A 21228-nucleotide genomic window follows, 5' to 3' on the forward strand; every position below is an offset into this window, starting at 1 on the left:
TTAATCTGTGCTTTTATACAGCATTATAGCCTAAATTATGGGTTTAAGAAAATGTTCTCCGTTAAAATGGGATCTTGGAATTCAAAACCGGCTGCGAGGAGTTTTTCTGGAATGAGTTGTTGGTTATCTAATACTAAGCAAGCTCGTTCACCTAAGCCTAATTTCAACGCAAATTCAGGCGCAGTAAAGAAAGCGGGGCGATTAACGGCATTCGCTAGAATACGATTAAATTCCTCATTTCTTACGGGATTTGGTGCAACAAAATTGTAAACACCCGAACAATTTGCATTTTTTAGTAAAAAAATGACCGCTTGTACGTGATCTCGGCGGCTAATCCACGCCCAATATTGCTTTCCTGAACCGAGCTTTCCGCCTAATCCGCATTTATAAATCGGTAAAATTTTCTTTAATGCCCCACCTTCCGGCGAAAAGACCGTCCCTGTACGGATTAAACAAACTCTGGTTTTATCGCTTTCAGCTTCGAGAGCTGCCCTCTCCCATTGTTGGCAAAGGTGATTAGTGAAGCAATCTTGATAACAAGCGGTCGATTCTGTATAAAAATTTGCAGATTTCGGTAAATCGCCATAAATTCCGATTGCCGAACCTGAGAGAAAAGTATGCGGAGGATTAACACTCGCATTAATTAATTCGCTGAGCTTATTGGTAATTTTAACTCGGCTTTCAATGAGTTTACGCTTTTGTTGCTCCGTCCAACGCTTATCAAAAATGGGCTCACCGGCAAGATTAATAACCGCATCAAAGTCGTTCAAATCGGAAAACTCATCGAGTGAATAGCAATATGTGATCTGCTTATCATCACTTTTCTTTCCTTTATCTCTTACTAAAAGTGTAAAGTGATGATTTTCAGATTTTAACTTTTTAATTAACTCAGTGCCAATAAAGCCCGTACCACCCGTAATAAGAATATTCATACGTTATCTCCTTATAAAGAAATGGCAAACTTGCCACGCTACTGCCTTAATTATTTACAATTTAGTTATCTACCATCTAGCTACAATGATGTTTCAAATAGCTCCGTGATATTTTTAATTAAATCTTCGACTAAAACCTGACGGACAGGGGTAATAAAAATGGTGTCATCGCCTGCAATTGTACCTAAAATGCCTTCAGCTTTTCCCATTGAATCCAGTAAGCGAGCAATAAGTTGAGCTGCTCCCGGGCTGGTTTTCACTACAATTAATGCTTCATTGTAGTCAATATCAACTACTAAATTTTTAAGTGGACTTGATGTTGTTGGCACACTTAATTCTACAGGGAGCTGATAGACCATTTCCATTTTGGTGTTACGTGTTCTAACCGCCCCAAATTTAGACAACATTCGAGAAACTTTTGATTGGTTAATGTTCTCAAATCCCATTTCTTGTAATGCGGCTACAATTTCACTTTGTGAGCTGAATTTTTCTTCTCGCAGTAGTGATTTAAACGCTTCTGATAAATTATCTATCTTATCCACATTCATTCTCTTATTCATAAAAAAGCTAAAATTATTCATCATTCTTGCTTATTTATGCAAATAAATCAATAAAGCAAGAGAAAATCCAATAAAAAATTTGCTCTATGTCTCAAAAATGAGATTTGCTGTTTGAATCATAAAAAAATTTGCCTTACACTAAATTAATCTAAACTTCCATAACTTATTAGGAGAAATTTATGTGTAAAAAAGTCGCTCTTTTAGGTGCAGCAGGTGGCATTGGTCAATCTCTCGCATTATTATTAAAACTCAATTTACCTGCTAAATCTGAATTATCTCTTTATGATATTTCCCCTGTTACACCCGGCATTGCGGTTGATTTAAGCCATATTCCAACGGATGTTAAAGTAACAGGTTTTGCTGGTGAAGATCCGACTGATGCACTTAAAGATGCTGATGTGGTTGTGATTTCTGCTGGTGTTGCTCGTAAGCCGGGTATGACACGTGCTGATTTATTCAATGTCAACGCAACTATCGTACATAACTTAGTGGAAAAAGCAGCAAAAGTTTGCCCGAAAGCGTGTATCGCAATTATCACTAACCCGGTTAATACAATTATTCCAATCGCGGCAGAAGTACTGAAAAAAGCCGGTGTTTACGATAAAAACAAACTCTTTGGTGTAACCACATTAGATGTAATTCGTGCTCACACCTTTGTAGCTGAAGCTAAAAATGTGAATGTGAAATATGTGAGAGTACCTGTTATTGGCGGGCATTCAGGCACAACTATTCTTCCATTACTTTCACAAGCAACCGTAAATGGCTTAAAACTTGAATTCACTCAAGAGCAAATTGAGCAATTAACGCACCGCATCCAAAATGCAGGTACGGAAGTTGTTGAAGCGAAAGCAGGTGGCGGTTCAGCAACTTTATCAATGGCACAGGCAGGAGCGGAATTTGCACTTGGCTTAGTAAGGGGATTAATTGGTGAAGACGTTATTCGCTACGCTTATGTTGATAATACCAACGGAGAAACCTCACCAGCATTCTTTGCTTACCCAATTCGCTTAGGCGCAGAAGGCTTAAAAGAAGTGCTACCAATTGGCAAATTAAGTGATTTTGAGAAAAAACAAGTAGAAGATTTAATTCCAATTTTAAATGAAGAGATCGAATTAGGTCAAAAATTCAATAAAGATGCTTAATTAGCATTATAGGGGCTGCTCTGTCAGCCCTTTTTTTATCTAATTTTATTATTATCAGAAGGAAATGATTATGTTAAAACACAAGATTATTATTAGTTTAATGGCATTTTCTATTATCGCTTGTTCATCTAATAAGCCTGTGAAAGTCGTAAGTGGCGATAATAAATTAGATTATGCACAACAAAAGAATATTCATATTAGTGAATCAAAATTAGAAAATAACACGACGACTACAAATCAGAATATGCAAAAGCCGAAAAATGCAACGGCACTTTGCTTTAACGGGATTTATTCAACAGATATGCAAAATCCTTGTGCAAATCAAGGCGGAGTAAAAGAGAAATATAGCCATTACTATGCTGATTAAATAGAGAATCGCAATACGCCCATTTTATGGGCGTATTGTTACTCTTTCTTTTCGGCTTTTTGCTCTTTTTCAGGTTCAGGGTCAAATTTCACTACCGGCACACAGCCTCGACAAGCACCTTGATTTACACCTAATTCATCACAAAATTTATCGTATTTTTCAAGGGCTTGTTTAAACCAGCTTTTCTTTTCGGTTTGTTCACTCATCATTTTTCCCCTCTCAACTTACAAGCGGTCGAATTTTGTAAATTTTTTACCAAAAACCACCGCTTGTATTCGATTAATCACGGAAATTGTTGAATTGGAACGGTTGTCCTAATTCTGCCCCTTTTACAAGCTGGATTGCAGCTTGTAAATCATCACGAGATTTGCCGGTTACACGCACTTGCTCGCCTTGAATTTGAGCCTGTACTTTGATTTTGGAATCTTTAATCAGCTTGGTGATTTTTTTCGCCATATCAGACTCAATGCCTTGTTTGAGTTTGATCTCTTTTGAGTAGAGCTTGCCGTGGTGTTCGCTTTCGCTTGGGATATCAAGCGAGTTATGCTCAATGCCACGTTTTACGCACGAGCCGATTAAAATTTCGATCAACTGTTCTAATTGGAAATCAGATTCGGTGGTGAGCTTAATGCTTTCATTTTTTTCGTTGAGCTCAATAACCGCTTCCACGCTACGGAAGTCGTAGCGAGTGCTGAGTACACGGTTGGCATTTTCCACCGCATTACGCACTTCGTGCATTGTGATTTCAGATACAATATCAAATGATGGCATTTTTCGTTCCTCTCAAATTAGTTTTGAAATAAATGTTTAGCATTCAATAACACGCAAAGTGCGGTTAAGTCCGCAAAGTTTACCACAAAATCCGCCTGTTCTTGCACTTTTGGTTTGGCGTGCAGGGCAACGCCTAGGCTGGCGGTTTTTAGCATTGGTAAATCGTTCGCCCCATCGCCGACTGCAACCCATTGATTTTGCGGAATATTAAATTTGTTCGCCAACTGTTGTAGGGTATCGGCTTTATGTTTAGCGTCCACCACTTTGCCCAGCACCTTGCCGGTGAGTTTGCCGTCCAGAATTTCGAGCTGATTTGATACGGCAAAATCCAAGCCATATTTTTCTTTCAAATAATCGGCGAAATAATCAAAACCGCCCGAGGCAATGGCTAATTTCCAGCCGTGTGATTTTAAGGTGGCTACCATTTCCTCGAAGCCGTCCATAAGCGGTAGATTTTCCCGCACTTTTTGCAAAATGCTTTCAGGGGCGTTTTCCAGCGTGCCGACTCGTTTACGCAAACTCTGCTCGAAATCCAACTCACCACGCATCGCACTCGCTGTAATCGCAGATACAATGTCGCCCGTGCCGGCTAGTTTGGCGATCTCATCAATACATTCAATTTTAATCGCCGTGGAGTCCATATCCATCAACAATAAACCAGCTTGGTTGAGGCTTGGTGTGATGTTAAGGTCGCTAATATCCGCTTTGATTTGTTGAGCGGTTTCACGCAGCTCGCAAGCGGTGGAATTTGTGGAAAAAAATGCAATTTTATAGCCTAAATAGACCGCTTGTTTGAGCAGTTCGGCTTTTGCTTGGCTGGAGAATTGCTGGATTTCGTTGTCCGTTAAGGTTTTGGAATAGATAAAAATGGTGTTTGTCATAGTCTTATTTTATGCTGTTTAAATTTACTACATTAATCTAACAGAAAACCGTGCTACAATCACGCATCATTTTGAGGGGAATTAAATGTATATTACGCGTGAAAAAATAACTAAAACGCTTTTACTAGCAACAATTACTCTACTCTGTTTCGGTATTGTGGCAGTTATTTTAATGGGTATAAATCAATTTAAATTTGGCTCACAATTAGCAAGCATTAACCAAGTGTCAAATCTTTCGCACCTATTGGTTCGCCAGCAAGCGAATATTTTTTCATTTTTATTAGTTAAAAATGCAAAAACTGATGAGCTAGTTGATTCATTAGATAGTTTTACAAAAGAAGATTTTATTATTGATGCAAATATTTACTCACCAAAAGGGGTTTTACTTGCACAAAGTCAAAATGCAAAAGAGCTAAAAACATTATTAGCTGAACAAACCGAAAAAACACAACAAATTGTTGAACCTATATTTTCGCAGCAGACCTTAGTTGGTTTCTTGCGTGTAACCTTTGATGCAGAATATGGGCAAACAACCAAAGCAAGGGTTGAGCAGCAATTTAAACAACTTTATGGTGAAATGATTATCTTATTACTAACAGGTATATTATTAGCAAGCAGTGTTCATTATTACTTCCGCCGTAAAATTCATCATATTCATATTGCCCCTAAACCTATTTTAGGCGAAATGAAAACACAGACACAGCGTTTTCATTCTCGCCGCCGCTGGAACAAGCGTAAATAGTTTACGCTCAATGAGATAAACGATTGTAATTTGAGCGAATAGGCGTATAATATCCGCCGTTTTTCGCCGAATGGTATAGTAAAAAATTAAAATTTAAAGAGGAATAAATGGCTAAAGAAGATAGCATTGAAATGCAAGGTACAATTTTAGAAACCTTACCAAATACAATGTTCCGTGTGGAATTAGAAAACGGTCACATCGTTACCGCTCACATTTCAGGTAAAATGCGTAAAAACTATATCCGCATTTTAACCGGCGATAAAGTTACCGTTGAAATGACTCCATACGATTTAAGCAAAGCACGCATTATTTTCCGTGCGAGATAATCGGTAAAACCAAACAAAAAATAAGGCGAACATTAGTTCGCCTTATTTTTTTAGCCTTTCTCCACAATCCCTTCCGCACACGCAAAAGCCGATGACCACGCCCATTGGAAGTTGTAACCGCCGAGCCAGCCGGTTACGTCCAGCACTTCGCCGATAAAATAGAGCCCCTCTACATTTTTCGCTTCCATTGTTTTGGAGGAAATATAGTCGGTGTCCACTCCGCCTTTGGTCACCTCTGCGGTGCGGTAGCCCTCCGTGCCATTTGGTAAGAATGGCCAATGGTGGATAAATTGTTCCAAAAAGGCGAGATCTTTTTTGCTGAGATCGGCAATCACCTTATCTGCCAGTAATTTTTGCTCTAACCAGATATCGACCAATTTTTTCGGAAAATGGCGAGCCAATACAGTTTTTAGCTGCAATTTCGGCGAAAATTGGCGAAGTTCATTCAAAATTTCAACAATTGATGCTAATGGCAGCAAATCAATTTCTACCGTTTCACCCAGTTCCCAATAGTTTGAGATCTGCAAAATCGCCGGGCCGGACAAACCTCGGTGGGTAAACAGCATTTGATTGCTAAAACTTTTGCCGTTGGCAGAGACCGTAATCGGAATAGCAATGCCCGAGAGTTCGGCAAAGTGTTTGTCGCTCTCTTTCCAAGTGAACGGTACAAGGCTGGCTCGGGGCGGAATTACCGGAATACCGAACTGTTCGGCAATTTGGTAGCCAAAAGGGCTTGCCCCAAGTGCCGGCATTGATAAACCACCGGTGGCGATCACCAGATTTTCAGTTTGGAATTGCTCACTAGCGGTCGAAATTTGGAAAAAATTTGCAAATTTCTCAACAGAAATGACCGCTTGTCGCAGGAAAATTTCCACCTTGCCTTTTTCGCATTCCGCTTGGAGCAAATCGACAATCTGTTGCGAACTTTCATCGCAGAAAAGCTGCCCGAGTTCCTTTTCGTGATAGCTAATACCGTGAGCCTCCACGAGTGAAATGAAATCACACTGCGTATAGCGTGAGAGTGCCGATTTTACAAAATGGCGGTTTTGGCTGAGGTAGTTGTTCGCCCCCACCTCCAAATTGGTGAAATTACAAAAGCCTCCGCCAGACATTAAAATCTTGCGTCCGATTTTTTTGCCGCTATCGAGCACCACCACTTTTTTGCCGGCTTGCCCGAGTTGGGCAGCACAAAATAGCCCTGCCGCTCCGGCTCCGATAATCACTACATCAAATTTTTGCATTAGAAATTGAGTACCTTGTCTGCGTCTATCGTCCAATCTGCCAATTCGCTCAATGTGCCAATCTCCACCCCTTCCGCCAGCGGCAATTCGGTAATGCCTCGGGCGTTGGTGCAGGTTTTGCAAAGCTTCACCGTCGCCCCTTGAGCGGTGAGAATTTCCAACATCTGTTGAAGATGATACCCCTCCGCCGGATTTTGTTTCGCCAGCCCTGCAGTAACAGCATCTGACATTAAAAACAGTTTGATTTCCACCTTGGCGTTGTGCTGATCTTGCAGCTGCAACGCGAGGCGTAAACCACTGAAGAACGTTTCATTGCCGTATGGAGCGGAGTTGATGATAAATAAGAATTTTTGAACTGAATTTGACATTTTTACCTCGGAATACACGAAACACATAGATAATGAAAAAATCCCTCTCACGAATGAGAGGGAAACCAATTAGTGAGCATCTGCCCAAATAAATTTAATCATAAAGAGTAATGAAACCACCAGCACTGATGGATTGATCTCTTTCCAACGACCGGTAAAGGCTTTCATTACGCAGTAGGTGATAAAGCCGAATGCGATCCCTTCCGTGATGGAGTAGGTAAATGGCATCATTACCGTAGTGATAAACGCCGGGGTTGCTTCGGTTAAGTCGTCCCATTTTACTTCAATAAGGCTAGACGCCATTAAAATTCCCACGAACACCAATGCCCCTGCGGTTGCATACGCCGGCACTAAGCCTGCTAATGGCGAGAAGAAAATCGTTAAGAGGAACAATACGCCCACGACAACTGCTGTTAAACCGGTTCTGCCGCCAACGGAGACGCCAGAACCACTTTCGATGTAGGTTGAAATGGCGGAAGTTCCCATATAAGTCCCTGCCATTGCAGCGGTGCTATCTACCAATAATGCTTGTTTCATTTTCGGGAAGCGACCTTGTTCGTCCGCAAAACCGGCTTTGGTGGTCACAGCAATTAACGTGCCTGATGAGTCGAACAAGTTCACCAACATAAAGGAGAAAATAATACCGAGCAAGGCAACGTCAAACGCCCCGGCGATATCCACTTGCCCCACAACCGCATCTAAACTTGGCGGCATTGAGATAACACCGCTGAATTTTACGTCTGGGTCAAAAATTAATGCTAGTCCGGTGACTACCACAATCGACACCAATACGCCCGAGTGAACGCCTTTTGCCGCTAGCATTACGATGATGAAGAAACCTAAAATGCCCATTAACACTTTCGGGTCGTGCAAATTGCCTAATGCGACTAAGGTTGCCGGGTTTGCTACCACTAAGCCCATATTTTTAAAGCCGATTAACGCAATGAATAAACCGATGCCAGCCCCGATACCCACACGTAAACCGAGCGGAATCGCTGACATAAACCAGTAGCGAACTTGCAACACGGTTAACAGGAATAAACCCACCGAGCCCAAGAAAATCGCACCCATACCCACTTGCCACGAGTAGCCGAGTTTTTGCACCACGACGAAAGCAAAGAAAGCGTTCAAGCCCATTGCCGGAGCAAGTGCGATTGGCAAGTTACTGAACAAGCCCATTGCGATGGTGCCGAATGCGGCAATTAAACAGGTGGTGACGAAAACCACTTGAGTGTCCATTCCTGCCACGCCAAGAATCGACGGGTTAACGAACACGATATAAACCATTGTGAAAAAGGTGGTAATGCCCGCTACGATTTCGGTTTTTGCATTACTGCCTTTCGCTTTAAGCTGAAATAATTTTTCTAACATAAGACCTTCGGAACTTAATGAAATTGAGAGAAATAAGAACGCCCAAGCAATTTTTCATTGCTCGGGCGTTGACGATTTTTACCACGAAACGAGGCGTTTAGCAAGCGTTAATACTCTAAAACCAGCTCCAATAATTCCACCGCTAAAAACGCAAGGCTGAAACGTTGCTCGTCTGCGACTGTCCAGAACTGGATTTCCTGTTCCGATTTCGCCAGTAACTGACTGATTTCTAACGCATTTTCTTCTTCATTTTCGCCATTTTTCACTGCCGTGATCACGGTTTCTTCGTTGAAATTGATCCAATTTGCCGCTTTCCACGCTTCACTTAACTGCTCGGCATCTAATTGATATTCAGACTGCACCGACACCATTTGCGACACGCCATAAAACACCGGCACTTGCACGGCGTGGAAGGTGGTACAAGCGGTCAAATTTGGTAACACTTTTGCAAGTTGTAACTCAAAGGCTTTGGAGAACGGTAAATTTTTCTCTTCGCCCTGCACATTCGCCAGCACCACATCAAAGGCAATTCGCTCGGAATTTTCATCAAACGGAATACCGTTGAGCAAGCGTGCGGTTTGCCCTGCCAGCTCTTTCACTTTTTCATCGCCAAAATAAGCAGACGGTAAAAGTGAAGTCACGAATACTTGGTTTAACGGCTGAGCCAGCAAAGGTTTTAACGCTAACGCCAGTTGCGACACTTGCGGATTTGCTAATGCAACAATATTTCGCTCACGCAGATTGGCGACATTTTCATCATTCACGCTTGGCACAATCACCGGCACATCGCCGATTAACGCAGTAATACCGTATAAATCCAAAATCACACAACCGGCTTTCACGGCTTCCGCCAGCAATTCCGCTTGAGCCATTTTACCAGCGAAGAAAACGTGGCTAAACTCCGCCCAGTCCACTTCGTCTAACGCAAATTGCTCCACCGCTTTCGGCCCGAAACGTAAATTCTGCTCTTCACCAAACGGCTCTAATTCCACCGCTGAAATTTTCTCAATGGCGATATTTTTATGTTCTAACGCCTCCAACAATTTCTCCGCAAGGGCAAAATTGCTGGCAATGGCTAAATGGATAGTTGACACATATTCTCCTTTCTCATCATTTTCGTTGCAGAAATTATAGTGCAATTTACCTTCCTTCGCTATTCTGAATAGCAACGGCAATATCATACCTACAACGAGTTAATTGTAAATTTTTAACAAAAAAACACCGCTTGTTTTCCGACTGATTTACTTTTCAAATGTTTGGATTTTTGATATAGTTCATACTTTGGAAAGTAGCTTCTCATTCTCATTAAAATGGAAAGTGAATGGAAGTCAAAAAGCCCGATATGTAAAGAAATGGCAAAACAAGATTCAGATTGTATCACATTAGATCTGTTTGCGACTGTACCAAAAGTTGGGCGTCCTCGCACTAACCCTCTTAATAGAGAACAACAAATTCGAATCAATAAACGTAATCAGCTAAAACGAGATAAATCGTCGGGCTTAAAACGAGTTGAACTCAAATTGCATTCGGATTTAGTCAAACTTTTAGAGGAACAGGCAGCCGAACAAGGTGTTTCACGCGGGCAGTTGATTGAAATAATTCTAAATAATTATATCAAAAATAGGTAGTAGTAATGGCAGTTGTAGGTTTATTTTACGGTAGTGATACCGGCAATACAGAAAATATTTCTAAAATGATTCAGAAAAATTTAGGTGCTGAATTAATTGATATTCGTGATATTGCTAAAAGTACGAAAGAAGATATTGAGGCATACGATTTTCTAATGTTTGGTATTCCAACTTGGTATTACGGCGAATCTCAAGCCGACTGGGACGATTTTATGCCAACATTAAAGGAAATTGATTTTAACGGTAAAGTGGTAGCCATTTTTGGCTGTGGCGATCAAGAAGATTACGCAGAATATTTCTGTGATGCAATGGGCACTGTACGTGATATTGTTGAACCAAATGGTGCGGTAATTGTTGGGCATTGGCCAACTGAAGGTTATAACTTTGAAGTTTCACAAGCTTTAGTTGATGATGCAACTTTTGTCGGTCTTTGCATTGATGAAGATAGACAACCGGAATTAACCACTGAGCGTGTTAATAAATGGTGTGCACAGTTAAAAGAAGAAATGTGTTTAGACCAACTTGCATAAGGTTTTAAGTAAAGATAATTAGGTGGCAGATATGTCTGAAGCAAATATTAAACGTTTAAAAGAGGTGGGTTTAAAAGTTACCGAGCCTCGTTTAACCATTCTTGCATTAATGCAAGACATTCGTGATGAAATGCAACATTTTGCAGCGGAAGATATTTATAAGATTCTGTTAGAAAAAGGTTCAGATATTGGTTTGGCAACTGTTTACCGTGTATTAAACCAATTTGAAGAAGCGGGCATTTTAACTCGCCATAATTTCGATGCAAACAAAGCGGTATTTGAATTAAATATGAACCACGAACACGATCACATCATCTGTATGGATTGCGGTAAAGTATTTGAATTTAAAGATCCGGATATGGAACGCCGCCAACGTGAAATCAGTGAAAAGCACGGAATGGAACTAACTAACCACAGTTTATATCTCTACGGTAAATGTAGCAATTTAACCAATTGTGATGAGAAAAAATAAGATCGCTTATTTAACTTAATTATCTATTACCGAAGCCCCTTTTTTAGGGTCTTCGGTATTGTTCTATATAGGTTTCGCTAATTAATATTATGATGGAAGAACAGACACAACCTGTAGTGGATGCCCAAATTAGGCAACCTCGCAAAATATCGCCTTTTTGGCTCTTGCCAATTGTTGCTTTTATTATTGGGGCTTTACTTTTTTTCCAAATATTAAAAGAACAAGGCGAAACAATCTCGATCCGATTTGCTAAAGGCGATGGTATTGTTGCAGGAAAAACGATCGTTCGTTATCAAGGCTTAGAAATCGGGCGAGTAAAACGTGTTTACTTTGTTGATAATTTAAGAGAAGTTGAAGTTTTAGCTGAAATCAATTCTGAGGCGAGAAGCTTATTACGCCAAGATACTAAATTCTGGCTAGTTCAACCTACCGCCTCATTAGCTGGGGTTTCTGGGTTAGATGCAATTGTTTCGGGTAACTATATTACACTCTTACCTGGTGAGGGAGAGTCTGCTGATGAATTTATTGCAGAAGAAGATCCACCTGCCGTCCCAGTAAGCGATGGTGATTTACTCATTCATTTAGTTTCTGATGACATCGGATCAATTAACGTTGGAGCAAGCGTTTATTACCGCAAGGTAGCTGTAGGCAATATCGCTGATTATCGTTTTACCAAAGATCAGAAAAAAATTGAAATTGATGTCATTATTCAGAAAAAATATGCCAATTTAGTCAAAAAAGAGAGTCGATTTTGGAATATTAGCGGCATTAGTGCAGATCTTAATTTACAAGGCATAAAAGTTAATATAGAAAGTCTTGCCTCTGTAGTGCAAGGAGCTGTTGCGTTCGATTCGCCTGATAATATGGAAGTAGCCGAGCAAGGGCAAAAATTTGAGTTGTATCCTGATTTAAAATCAGCAAAACGTGGTATTGAAATCCAGGTTAAAGTACCCCTTTCGCCTAATTTGAAAGTAAATGAAACCTCTGTTTTTTATCAACGCACACAAATTGGAACACTTTCTCAGCTAAAATTACCTGAAGTAGTTGATAACGACTTACCAAAGCAAAATTTAGAGCAAGATAAATTAATTGATGGGATTTTATTAATTGACCCAGGTTACGAGAATTTGCTCCGTTCACAAACTAGAATTTTGTTGAAAGAACCGAAACTCTCACTAAATACCGAGCAACTGTCTAAAGTTGGTGAGCTTCTGCGTGGTATTTATTTTGATGTTCAACCTGGCGAAGGAGAACCTCAATCTGAGTTTATTGTACAAAATGAAGCAGATTACCTATTAAACTTACCTAATCTATTAAATTTCAGTCTCACTGCCCCGCAAGCCTATGGGGTTGATGTAAATCAAGGCATTTACTATAGCGATGTACAAATTGGCGAAATTGTTAAGCGATCATTAGATTTAGATAATATCCGTTTTGATGCCATTATTTACCCGTCTTATCGTAATTTAATTGGTGGTAACAGTAAATTTGTTGCCATTTCCAATCTGGATATGTCCGTCGGTTTAGATGGCTTACGAATACACGCAGGCTCTCCGTCTGATTGGTTAAAAGGCGGTGTTCGCCTAATTAACGGTAAGAGCGAAGGGGCTCCTAAAAAGCAGTATCCGCTATATAAAGATGTAGAAAGCGCGAAATCTGGCGTCTCTACATTAAGTAAGAAAGCGACTGTTACGCTTTCTGCCGAGTCATTATCAGGTATTAGCGAAGGTTCCGTCGTACTCTATCGAGACTTTCAAGTTGGCGAAGTTTTAAGAGTAACACCTAAGCAAAATCGCTTTGATGTTGAGCTCTTTATTCAACCTAATTATCACCACTTATTAACTAATACAAGCCGTTTCTGGATTGAACCTGCAACCAATGTTGATGTTTCATTAAAAGGCGTAAACATCACTACCGCACCGTTAATGCGAACCTTAAAAGGGGCAATTAGCTTTGATAACGGCGGTTCAAAAGGCAATAAAACCCTTTATACCACAAAAGAAAGAGCAACTTCAGGTAATACTTATATTACTCTTATTGCCAAAGATGGCAGCAAACTTAGCGAAGGTATGGATATTAAATATATGGGCTTAACGGTCGGTAAAATTGAAAAGCTAGAATTGCAAAATGCAAAAAAACAGATAAAAGCGACCGCTTACATTCAAGGCAAATATTATCCATCTATTGCGAAAGCTGGGACAAAATTTAGTGTGATTTCGCCTGAAATTAGCACGGCTGGTTTTAAAAACTTAGATGCTGCATTGCAAAACTATATTACCGTTGATGCAGGTTCTGGCAAAGCCCAAAACTATTTTGAGTTATCACAAACCGATACGGTAAAAACTACTTATGCAAACGGCTTCCCAATTATTGTGGAAACTACCAACGCCAACGGTATTCAGCCAGAAGCCCCTGTGCTTTATCGTGGAATGCAAGTCGGTATTGTGAGCCACTTAAGTTTAAGCGAACTGAATGACAGAGTGTTAATTCATCTTAAAATTAATAATAAATATAAACACTTAGTCAGAACTAATACTCAGTTCTGGCAGGCTTCAGGCTATACAATGGATATCAACCTACAAGGTGTAAGTATGAACTCAGGCACAATGTCGCAATTATTAAATGGCGGTATTGAGTTCTCTACTCCTTATACAAAAGTGGTAAAACCTCAAGCTCAAGCCAATAGAAGATTTTTCTTACAACGCAAACTTCCTGAAGATGCCCCAGCGTGGGAGCAAGGAATTGCAGAATAATATGATGGAGTAAAAAAATGCCTTTATTAGATAGTTTTAAAGTAGATCATACTAAAATGAACGCCCCAGCAGTGCGTGTGGCAAAAACAATGACAACGCCAAAAGGCGATACGATTACTGTATTCGATTTACGTTTTTGTCGTCCGAATATTGATATTCTTCCTGCGCGTGGTATTCATACGATGGAACACCTTTTTGCAGGCTTTATGCGTGATCACCTAAACAGTGAAACAGTAGAAATCATTGATATTTCGCCAATGGGTTGTCGCACAGGTTTTTATATGTCGCTCATCGGCACACCATCTGCACAAGAAGTGGCAGATGCGTGGACAGCTTCTATGGAAGATGCGTTAAATAAAATCCCAGAGGTATCTGCCATTCCAGAACTTAATGAATACCAATGCGGATCTTACAAAGAGCATTCATTAGAAGAAGCTCACAAAATTGCCCGTGATGTGTTAAGTGCTGGCATCGGCATTAACCGTAATGAAGATTTAGCATTAGACGAGAAATTATTAAATCCATAATTTAGATTTTTCCAAAATCGTCATTCTTCGGGGCAAATTGCAATTTGCCCCTACTTTTTATATTCGGAAATCATTAATTTATGTTTGAAAAACTCTTTAGATGGTTTGAGGCAAGGGTGGAAACCTACCCAAATGAAATGCCGAAAACACCAAAATCAGGTTTAATTCCTTTTATTTTTGATGCTACAAAAGGGATGCGAATTTATATTCTAATTCTAACAATCTTTGTGGCAGCAGTTGGCGTTATTGAAGCTATCCTGTTTCAATTTATGGGCGATTTAGTCGATTGGATAAACAAATACACACCGGCTGAACTCTGGGCAGAAAAAGGTTGGACAATTGTAGGTATGTTTTTTATTGCCATACTTGCCGTTGTATTCGTTTATCTCGCCAGTAGTATTCGTTTCCAATCTTTACAAGGCGTTTTTCCAATGCGTTTGCGTTGGAACTTCCACCGCTTAATGCTAGGGCAAAGTCTAGGCTTTTACCAAGATGAATTTGCAGGGCGTGTATCTGCCAAAGTGATGCAAACGGCTCTTTCCGTGCGTGATGTGATTATGACCTGTGCCGATATGCTAGTTTATGTATTGGTCTATTTTACCACCTCAAGTGTAATTTTATTGCAACTTGATAGTTGGCTATTTGTGCCGTTTATTTTATGGGTTATTTCACTTGCTATAACTATTATCTATTTCGTTCCTAAACTGGCTCAAGCTGCCCAAGAACAATCTGATGCTCGAAGCCTTATGACCGGTCGAATTACAGATGCTTACTCGAACATCGCAACCGTTAAATTATTCTCTCACGGTAACCGAGAATCTGCTTATGCGAAAGAATCAATGGAAGAGTTTATGGTTACTGTACATAAACAGATGCGTTTAGTTACCGTGATAGAAATCGTAACCAACCTAACCTCTATAGCGTTAATTATCTCCACCGCAGGTATTGGTTTATGGCTTTGGGGCTCAAGCATAGTAACAGCGGGGGCAATTGCCACCTCAACTGCATTAGCATTAAGAATCAAAGGATTATCACAATGGATTATGTGGGAATTTGCCCGTCTATTTGAAAATTTAGGCACGGTACAAGATGGTATGATTACCCTTTCCAAACCGCACAATGTGGTTGATAAAGAGAATGCCCAACCGTTAAACGTAACCAAAGGCGAAATTAAATTTGAAAACGTAGATTTTGCCTACGATGTAAAAAAACCATTACTGAAAGATTTTGATTTAACCATCAAACCGGGTGAAAAAGTGGGCTTAGTCGGTCGTAGTGGTGCAGGCAAATCAACACTTACCAACTTGCTATTGCGTTTTTACGATATTCAAGGCGGCTCAATTATGATTGATGGGCAGAATATACGAGACATCACGCAAGAAAGTCTCCGCTCACAAATCGGCTTGGTAACGCAAGATACCTCACTACTCCACCGTTCTGTGCGTGAAAACTTAATGTATGGTCGCCCAACGGCTACAGAGGAAGAGATGATCGAAGCAGTAAAACAAGCAGCTGCGAGTGAATTCATTCCAAACCTGCAAGATGCTAAAGGCAGAACAGGTTTTGATGCACACGTTGGCGAACGTGGTGTAAAACTTTCAGGCGGACAACGTCAGCGTATAGCAATTGCCCGTGTAATGCTTAAAGATGCTCCAATTCTACTATTAGATGAAGCGACCAGCGCATTAGACTCTGAGGTAGAAGTAGCGATTCAAGAGAACCTAACCAAACTGATGGAAGGCAAAACCGTGGTGGCAATTGCTCACCGCCTTTCTACCATTATGGCAATGGATAGATTAATCGTGCTAGACAAAGGCGAAATTGTTGAGCAAGGCACACATGAAGAACTACTTGCCCACAACGGTGTTTATGCAAGACTTTGGGCTCATCAAAGTGGCGGGTTCTTGCCAGAAGATACTGATATTTAAGACTAGATTTCGTATTATCATTTAATAATAAGCGGTCATTTTTTATTGGAAATTTGCAAATTTTCAGCAAAAAATCATTCACAATTTCTCTGCCGTTGGCAAAGCCAATGTTCAAAAAAACGATGCTTTTTTGTGACCGCTTGTTATCTAATAAAAACCTTCTTTAAACTAACACCAAACCTATCAAAATTTTGATAAAAATTTGCAAGATTTCTCCCTCTTTTTCGGGTATCATTACCACCTTTAATAACAATAATTTTGGAGCAAATTGTGTCTTCCCTTTGGTCTGATTGCCTTAATCACTTACAAACGAAAGTATCGCCAACCGACTACAGCACTTGGATACGCCCTCTGCAAGCCAGTTCTGATAATGGGGAGCTCACACTTTATGCTCAAAACCAATTTGTTGAAAATTGGGTTAAAGATAAATTTTTAGCGGAAATTACTGAATTAGCTCGTTTTTTATCTAAAAACGATAATTTAGTTGTGAATTTAAAGGTTGGAATTAAGCCTACCGAGCAATCAAAACCACAAATTAGCTCAAAAAATGAGCCTTCAGAATTCTCTAATACTGGCTTTAAAACAGGACTAAATCCGCATCAAACATTTGATAATTTTGTACAAGGTCGTTCCAACCAACTGGCGAAATTAGTTGCTCAACAAGTGGTAGATAATTTAGGCGAAAGTCACTGTAACCCGCTCTCATTCTATGCCAGCACAGGTTTAGGAAAAACACACTTATTGCACGCAATCGGTAATGAATTAGTGAAACGCAATCCAACTGTTCGTGTGCTTTATATCCACCTTGAGCGGTTTTACCGTGATATTATTACAGCTATTAACAGCTCAAATAATGATGCGGAAAAAATCAAAAAATTCTACCGCTCACTTGATGTATTGATGATTGACGATATCCAATTTCTCACCAATAAACCAAAAGTACAAGAAGAATTTTTACATCTACTCAATGCACTATTTGAGCAGCGAAAGCAAATTATTCTAACTTCTGATGTTCTGCCAAAGAATATTGATAAAATTGATACAGCAATTAAATCTCGCTTAAGTGGTGGTATTAGTGCAACAATTGAGCCACCTGAATTAGAAACCCGTGTGGCAATTCTCCGCCAAAAAGCTTTAGAGCGAGGAGCTGATTTGCAAGAAGATGCGGCATATTTAATGGGACAGAAACTCCGTACCAATGTGCGAGAATTAGAGGGGGCATTAAACCGTGTAATTGCGTGGCAAAAACTCACACTCCGCCCAATTACCGTTGATGCGGTACGTGAAACCTTACAAGATCTATTCGCCTCATTCGACTACTTGATTACCATTGAAAATATTCAGCGAATTGTGGCGGAATATTACGGCATTAAAGTAGCTGATATTAAATCAAAAAGCCGTGCAAGAAGCATTGCTCGTCCTCGCCAAATGTCAATGGCATTGGCAAAAGAGCTAACTAACCACAGTTTACCAGAAATTGGTAGAGAGTTTGGCGGACGAGATCACACCACAGTGCTACACGCCTGCAAAACCATTAATGAATTGCGTGATACCGAAAGCGGTATTCAAGAGGACTATATAAATTTAACGCGTAAATTATCATCTTAAATTGTTAAGAAGAAAGGAATGATTATATGCAAATTACGATTACTAGAGACCAATTACTCAAGCCTTTACAGCAGGTATGTGGCGTATTAAGCAGTCGCCCGACCTTGCCTGTTATTAATAATATTTTATTAGAAATTGAAGGCGATCGTTTATCTCTTACAGGAACCGATTTAGAAGTTGAGTTAACCACCCAAGCTCAACTACTACAAGCGGTCGATTTTGCAGGAAAATTTACCATTCCGGCGAAAAAATTCTTAGACATCAGCAAAAGTTTACCAGACGATAGCGTGATCTCAGTTGAGTTTGAGGAAGATAAAGCGATCATCAAAGCAGGGCGTAGTAAATTTAGCTTAGCCACTTTACCCGCCAGCGATTACCCTAATTTAATGGATTGGAAGCCTGAGGTGGATTTTTCCATTGAGCAATCAACGCTTGCCCGTCTCATTGATGCAACACAATTCTCAATGGCAAACCAAGATGCACGTTATTTCTTAAACGGTATGAAGTTTGAAACCGAAGGTAATTTATTACGCACTGTTGCCACAGACGGACACCGTTTAGCGGTTTGTACAATGGTATTAAACCAAGAGCTTTTAACCCATTCGGTTATCGTGCCACGTAAAGCAGTGCTTGAACTTTCACGCCTTGTATCTGCAAACAATGAAGCAGTGCGTTTAGAGATCGGCTCGAATAACATCCGCATTACAATGAACGGTATTGTGTTTACCTCTAAATTGATTGACGGTAGATTCCCAGACTATCGCCGTGTGCTACCTCGTAATGCAGACCGTATTTTAGAAGCAGATACCGAAACGCTAAAACGTGCGTTAATGCGAGCGGCTATTCTTTCAAACGAGAAATTCAGAGGCGTGCGTTTAACGCTAAGCAATAACCTACTTAAAATTACCGCCAATAACCCGGAGCAAGAAGAAGCAGAAGAAATTATTGATGTTGCCTACGACAGTCCGGAAATGGAAGTTGGCTTTAATGTCAGCTACGTGCTAGATGTTCTCAATACGCTAAAATGCCAACGAGTACGCTTCAGCCTCGTCGATTCCAGCTCAAGCTGCTTAATTGAAGATTGCGACAATAGTTCGGCGGAATATGTGATTATGCCGATGCGGTTATAACTGAAGATAAGATAAAGCCCTGTATTTACAGGGCTTTATTTTTATAAATTATTCAAACGCACATCAATCAAAGTTTGTTCTTGAGGAGTAACATTTGCTTTGGCTTGCTCATAAGCGACTTTCGCTGCTGGAATATCGCCTTTTGCCGCAAGAATATCACCTGTTAGGATTTGCTTGCGCAGTTCCCACGCTTTATCTTGAATTTGAGCAAGACTCGCCAAGGCTTCATCGTAAGATTTAAGCTGGTAGTCAATTTGAGCCAAACGAAAACGAGCAACATTTTGCAAAGTGAGATCTGCGTTATTCGCAATTACCGCTTGTAATGTGGTTTTGGCTGCAGAAAAATCACCATTTTCGACCGCTTGTTTTGCAGTTTCTAACTGAGCAAAGGTCGCATAGCTTGAACCTTTGTTATCCTCAATAAACTTCTCGATAAGCGGTTGATTTTTGCTTGGATTTTGCAAATAGCTTTCCATTACGCTTTGGTATGCCGCTGAGGTTTTTTGTGCGGTTTCAAGTTGATGATTTTTCCAGAAGTTCCAACCAAAGCTCGCCGCACAAGCTAAAATAATGGCTACCAAAATCGGCGTGCCGTTCTCTTTGAACCAGTTTTTCGCATCTTCAAACTGCTGTTCTTCCGTTTTATTTAAATATTCGTTACTCATTTTTTCTCCTAGAATCGTTTCGCTAATTCTGAAATCAGATCCGCTTGTGCAATGGTGATCTGCTCTGCACCTGAGCGTAAATCTTTAATCACAATTTGCTTGTTTGCGACTTCGCTTTCGCCGATCACTAACGCCAGCTGGGCTTCTACTTTGTCGGCACGTTTAAATTGCTTTTGGAATTTGCCGCCTGAGCAGTGGGTCATCACACGCAGTTGCGGTAGTTCGCTGCGGATTTGTTCCGCAATTTGGAACGCATTAACGGTTGAACCTTCGCCCGAGAAGACGATATACAGATCCACCGCTTTCGGCAAATCGATCTCTTTGTTTACCTCTTGCACGAGTAACACTAAACGCTCCAAGCCCATTGCGAAGCCAACTCCTTGAGTAGAGTGTCCGCCAAGTTGCTCTACTAAGCCGTCATAACGACCGCCGCCGCAAACCGTACCTTGTGAACCTAACGCAGAAGTTACCCATTCAAATACGGTTTTGTTGTAGTAATCCAAGCCACGTACTAATTTCGGGTTCACTTCATAGCGAATGCCCATTGCATCAAGCAAGCTACATAATTGAGCAAAATGCTCATGGCTGTCATCGTCTAAATAATCGAGCAACTTCGGAGCGTCATTTAACACCTCTTGTAACACTTCGTTTTTGGTATCCAAAATACGCAGCGGATTTTTCACCAAACGCTCTTTCTCTTCTTCGCTCATTAAAGCGGTGTGATTTTCTAAAAATTTTACCAATGCAGAGCGGTAATTCGCACGAGCTTCTAACGAGCCGATAGAGTTAAGTTGCAGCGAAACGTGTTGGTCAATACCCAGCTCTTTCCAAAGACGAGCGGTTAATAGAATTAATTCCGCATCGATTTCCGGGTTTGGAATCCCGAAAACTTCCACACCGGCTTGGTGGAATTGGCGGTAACGCCCTTTTTGTGGACGCTCGTGGCGGAACATCGGGCCCATATACCAAAGGCGCTGTTCGTTGTTGTAGATCCAGCCACGCTCAATCGCCGCACGCACGCAGCCAGCCGTGCCTTCTGGGCGGAGGGTTAATTGCTCATCGTTATCCCAAAATGTGTACATCTCTTTAGAGACCACATCGGTCACTTCGCCGATAGCTCGGGCGAATAACGGCGTGCTTTCCACAATCGGCATACGTACTTCTGAATAGCCATAGTTTGCCAATACGTTGCGTACCTTGCCTTCTACCCATTGCCACAACGGAGATTCGCTCGGTGAGCAGTCATTCATTCCACGAATTGCTTGAATTGTTTTTGCCACGTTTTT

Annotated in this window: 23 protein-coding genes; 12 read left to right on the top strand and 11 right to left on the bottom strand. The window is 40.6% G+C overall.

The annotated features are described in order from the left end of the window. Positions 1-35: 35 nt before the first annotated feature. Together A6B40_RS04145 and argR are read right to left on the bottom strand one after the other, a co-directional pair. On the bottom strand, positions 36-932 hold the full coding sequence (locus tag A6B40_RS04145) for a TIGR01777 family oxidoreductase (RefSeq protein ID WP_112111318.1): 897 nt from the start codon (positions 930-932) through the stop codon (positions 36-38). 80 nt (positions 933-1012) lie between these two features. Further along, complete coding sequence (argR, locus tag A6B40_RS04150; RefSeq protein WP_112111374.1) at positions 1013-1474, bottom strand: transcriptional regulator ArgR; 462 nt, start codon at positions 1472-1474, stop codon at positions 1013-1015. A 197-nt stretch (positions 1475-1671) separates the two neighbouring features. On the opposite strand from argR, the gene mdh reads away from it, so the two are divergent. Both mdh and A6B40_RS04160 read left to right on the top strand, forming a co-directional pair. Further along, a complete protein-coding gene (gene mdh, locus A6B40_RS04155; protein WP_176671654.1) occupies positions 1672-2634 on the top strand; it encodes a malate dehydrogenase in 963 nt (320 codons plus the stop codon). 70 nt (positions 2635-2704) lie between these two features. Continuing rightward, positions 2705-3001, top strand: coding sequence for a hypothetical protein (locus tag A6B40_RS04160; RefSeq protein WP_176671655.1), 297 nt, complete (start codon positions 2705-2707; stop codon positions 2999-3001). Between the two features lie 38 nt (positions 3002-3039). On the opposite strand, the gene A6B40_RS04165 is transcribed toward A6B40_RS04160, so the two are convergent. From A6B40_RS04165 to serB, 3 genes are all read right to left on the bottom strand, one after another. Then, positions 3040-3210 (bottom strand): DUF5363 domain-containing protein, encoded by a 171-nt coding sequence (locus A6B40_RS04165; protein WP_176671656.1) that lies wholly within the window; start codon positions 3208-3210, stop codon positions 3040-3042. Between the two features lie 70 nt (positions 3211-3280). Next, positions 3281-3772, bottom strand: a complete 492-nt coding sequence (locus A6B40_RS04170) for a YajQ family cyclic di-GMP-binding protein (RefSeq protein ID WP_176671657.1) — start codon at positions 3770-3772, stop codon at positions 3281-3283. Positions 3773-3789: 17 nt separating this feature from the next. Then, on the bottom strand, positions 3790-4653 hold the full coding sequence (gene serB / locus A6B40_RS04175) for a phosphoserine phosphatase SerB (RefSeq protein ID WP_176671658.1): 864 nt from the start codon (positions 4651-4653) through the stop codon (positions 3790-3792). 85 nt (positions 4654-4738) lie between these two features. Between serB and A6B40_RS04180 the strand changes: the two genes are divergently transcribed. Next, positions 4739-5395 (top strand): YtjB family periplasmic protein, encoded by a 657-nt coding sequence (locus A6B40_RS04180; RefSeq protein ID WP_176671659.1) that lies wholly within the window; start codon positions 4739-4741, stop codon positions 5393-5395. Between the two features lie 107 nt (positions 5396-5502). Continuing rightward, positions 5503-5721, top strand: a complete 219-nt coding sequence (gene infA, locus A6B40_RS04185) for a translation initiation factor IF-1 (RefSeq protein WP_025248131.1) — start codon at positions 5503-5505, stop codon at positions 5719-5721. 50 nt (positions 5722-5771) lie between these two features. Here the strand turns inward: infA and A6B40_RS04190 are convergent, their stop codons facing one another. The 4 genes from A6B40_RS04190 to A6B40_RS04205 all read right to left on the bottom strand — a co-directional run bounded on the left by A6B40_RS04190 (position 5772) and on the right by A6B40_RS04205 (position 9795). After that, entirely contained in the window at positions 5772-6962 is a 1191-nt protein-coding gene (locus A6B40_RS04190; protein WP_176671660.1) for a BaiN/RdsA family NAD(P)/FAD-dependent oxidoreductase, read from the bottom strand. Further along, complete coding sequence (locus tag A6B40_RS04195; protein WP_176671661.1) at positions 6962-7330, bottom strand: DsrE/DsrF/TusD sulfur relay family protein; 369 nt, start codon at positions 7328-7330, stop codon at positions 6962-6964. The genes A6B40_RS04190 and A6B40_RS04195 overlap by 1 nt, the downstream gene beginning before the upstream one ends. A 69-nt stretch (positions 7331-7399) precedes the next feature. Then, positions 7400-8701, bottom strand: a complete 1302-nt coding sequence (locus A6B40_RS04200; protein WP_025217881.1) for an NCS2 family permease — start codon at positions 8699-8701, stop codon at positions 7400-7402. 107 nt (positions 8702-8808) lie between these two features. Beyond that, complete coding sequence (locus A6B40_RS04205; protein WP_176671662.1) at positions 8809-9795, bottom strand: oxidoreductase; 987 nt, start codon at positions 9793-9795, stop codon at positions 8809-8811. A gap of 258 nt (positions 9796-10053) precedes the next feature. On the opposite strand from A6B40_RS04205, the gene ybfE reads away from it, so the two are divergent. The 8 genes from ybfE to dnaN all read left to right on the top strand — a co-directional run bounded on the left by ybfE (position 10054) and on the right by dnaN (position 19277). Further along, entirely contained in the window at positions 10054-10329 is a 276-nt protein-coding gene (ybfE, locus tag A6B40_RS04210) for a LexA regulated protein (RefSeq protein WP_025217883.1), read from the top strand. A 5-nt stretch (positions 10330-10334) separates the two neighbouring features. Then, positions 10335-10859 carry a flavodoxin FldA gene (gene fldA / locus A6B40_RS04215; protein ID WP_176671663.1) on the top strand — a complete coding sequence of 175 codons (525 nt, stop codon included), beginning with the start codon at positions 10335-10337 and terminating at the stop codon, positions 10857-10859. A 31-nt stretch (positions 10860-10890) separates the two neighbouring features. Beyond that, complete coding sequence (fur, locus tag A6B40_RS04220) at positions 10891-11331, top strand: ferric iron uptake transcriptional regulator (protein WP_006250413.1); 441 nt, start codon at positions 10891-10893, stop codon at positions 11329-11331. Between the two features lie 92 nt (positions 11332-11423). Next, the gene (locus A6B40_RS04225) at positions 11424-14084 is read left to right on the top strand and encodes a PqiB family protein (RefSeq protein ID WP_418887717.1); all 2661 of its coding nucleotides are present in this window, start codon (positions 11424-11426) and stop codon (positions 14082-14084) included. 17 nt (positions 14085-14101) lie between these two features. Continuing rightward, on the top strand, positions 14102-14611 hold the full coding sequence (luxS, locus tag A6B40_RS04230; protein ID WP_176671665.1) for an S-ribosylhomocysteine lyase: 510 nt from the start codon (positions 14102-14104) through the stop codon (positions 14609-14611). Positions 14612-14691: 80 nt separating this feature from the next. Further along, complete coding sequence (locus A6B40_RS04235; protein WP_176671666.1) at positions 14692-16539, top strand: ABC transporter ATP-binding protein; 1848 nt, start codon at positions 14692-14694, stop codon at positions 16537-16539. Between the two features lie 258 nt (positions 16540-16797). Continuing rightward, on the top strand, positions 16798-18147 hold the full coding sequence (gene dnaA / locus A6B40_RS04240) for a chromosomal replication initiator protein DnaA (protein WP_025248138.1): 1350 nt from the start codon (positions 16798-16800) through the stop codon (positions 18145-18147). A gap of 26 nt (positions 18148-18173) precedes the next feature. Beyond that, positions 18174-19277, top strand: coding sequence for a DNA polymerase III subunit beta (gene dnaN, locus A6B40_RS04245; RefSeq protein ID WP_025248139.1), 1104 nt, complete (start codon positions 18174-18176; stop codon positions 19275-19277). 41 nt (positions 19278-19318) lie between these two features. Here the strand turns inward: dnaN and A6B40_RS04250 are convergent, their stop codons facing one another. Together A6B40_RS04250 and hisS are read right to left on the bottom strand one after the other, a co-directional pair. After that, positions 19319-19942 (bottom strand): YfgM family protein, encoded by a 624-nt coding sequence (locus A6B40_RS04250; protein ID WP_176671667.1) that lies wholly within the window; start codon positions 19940-19942, stop codon positions 19319-19321. Positions 19943-19950: 8 nt separating this feature from the next. Continuing rightward, the gene (gene hisS, locus A6B40_RS04255; RefSeq protein ID WP_176671668.1) at positions 19951-21222 is read right to left on the bottom strand and encodes a histidine--tRNA ligase; all 1272 of its coding nucleotides are present in this window, start codon (positions 21220-21222) and stop codon (positions 19951-19953) included. Positions 21223-21228: the final 6 nt, after the last annotated feature.

Source organism: Mannheimia varigena (genome assembly GCF_013377235.1).
Lineage (GTDB): Bacteria > Pseudomonadota > Gammaproteobacteria > Enterobacterales > Pasteurellaceae > Mannheimia > Mannheimia varigena.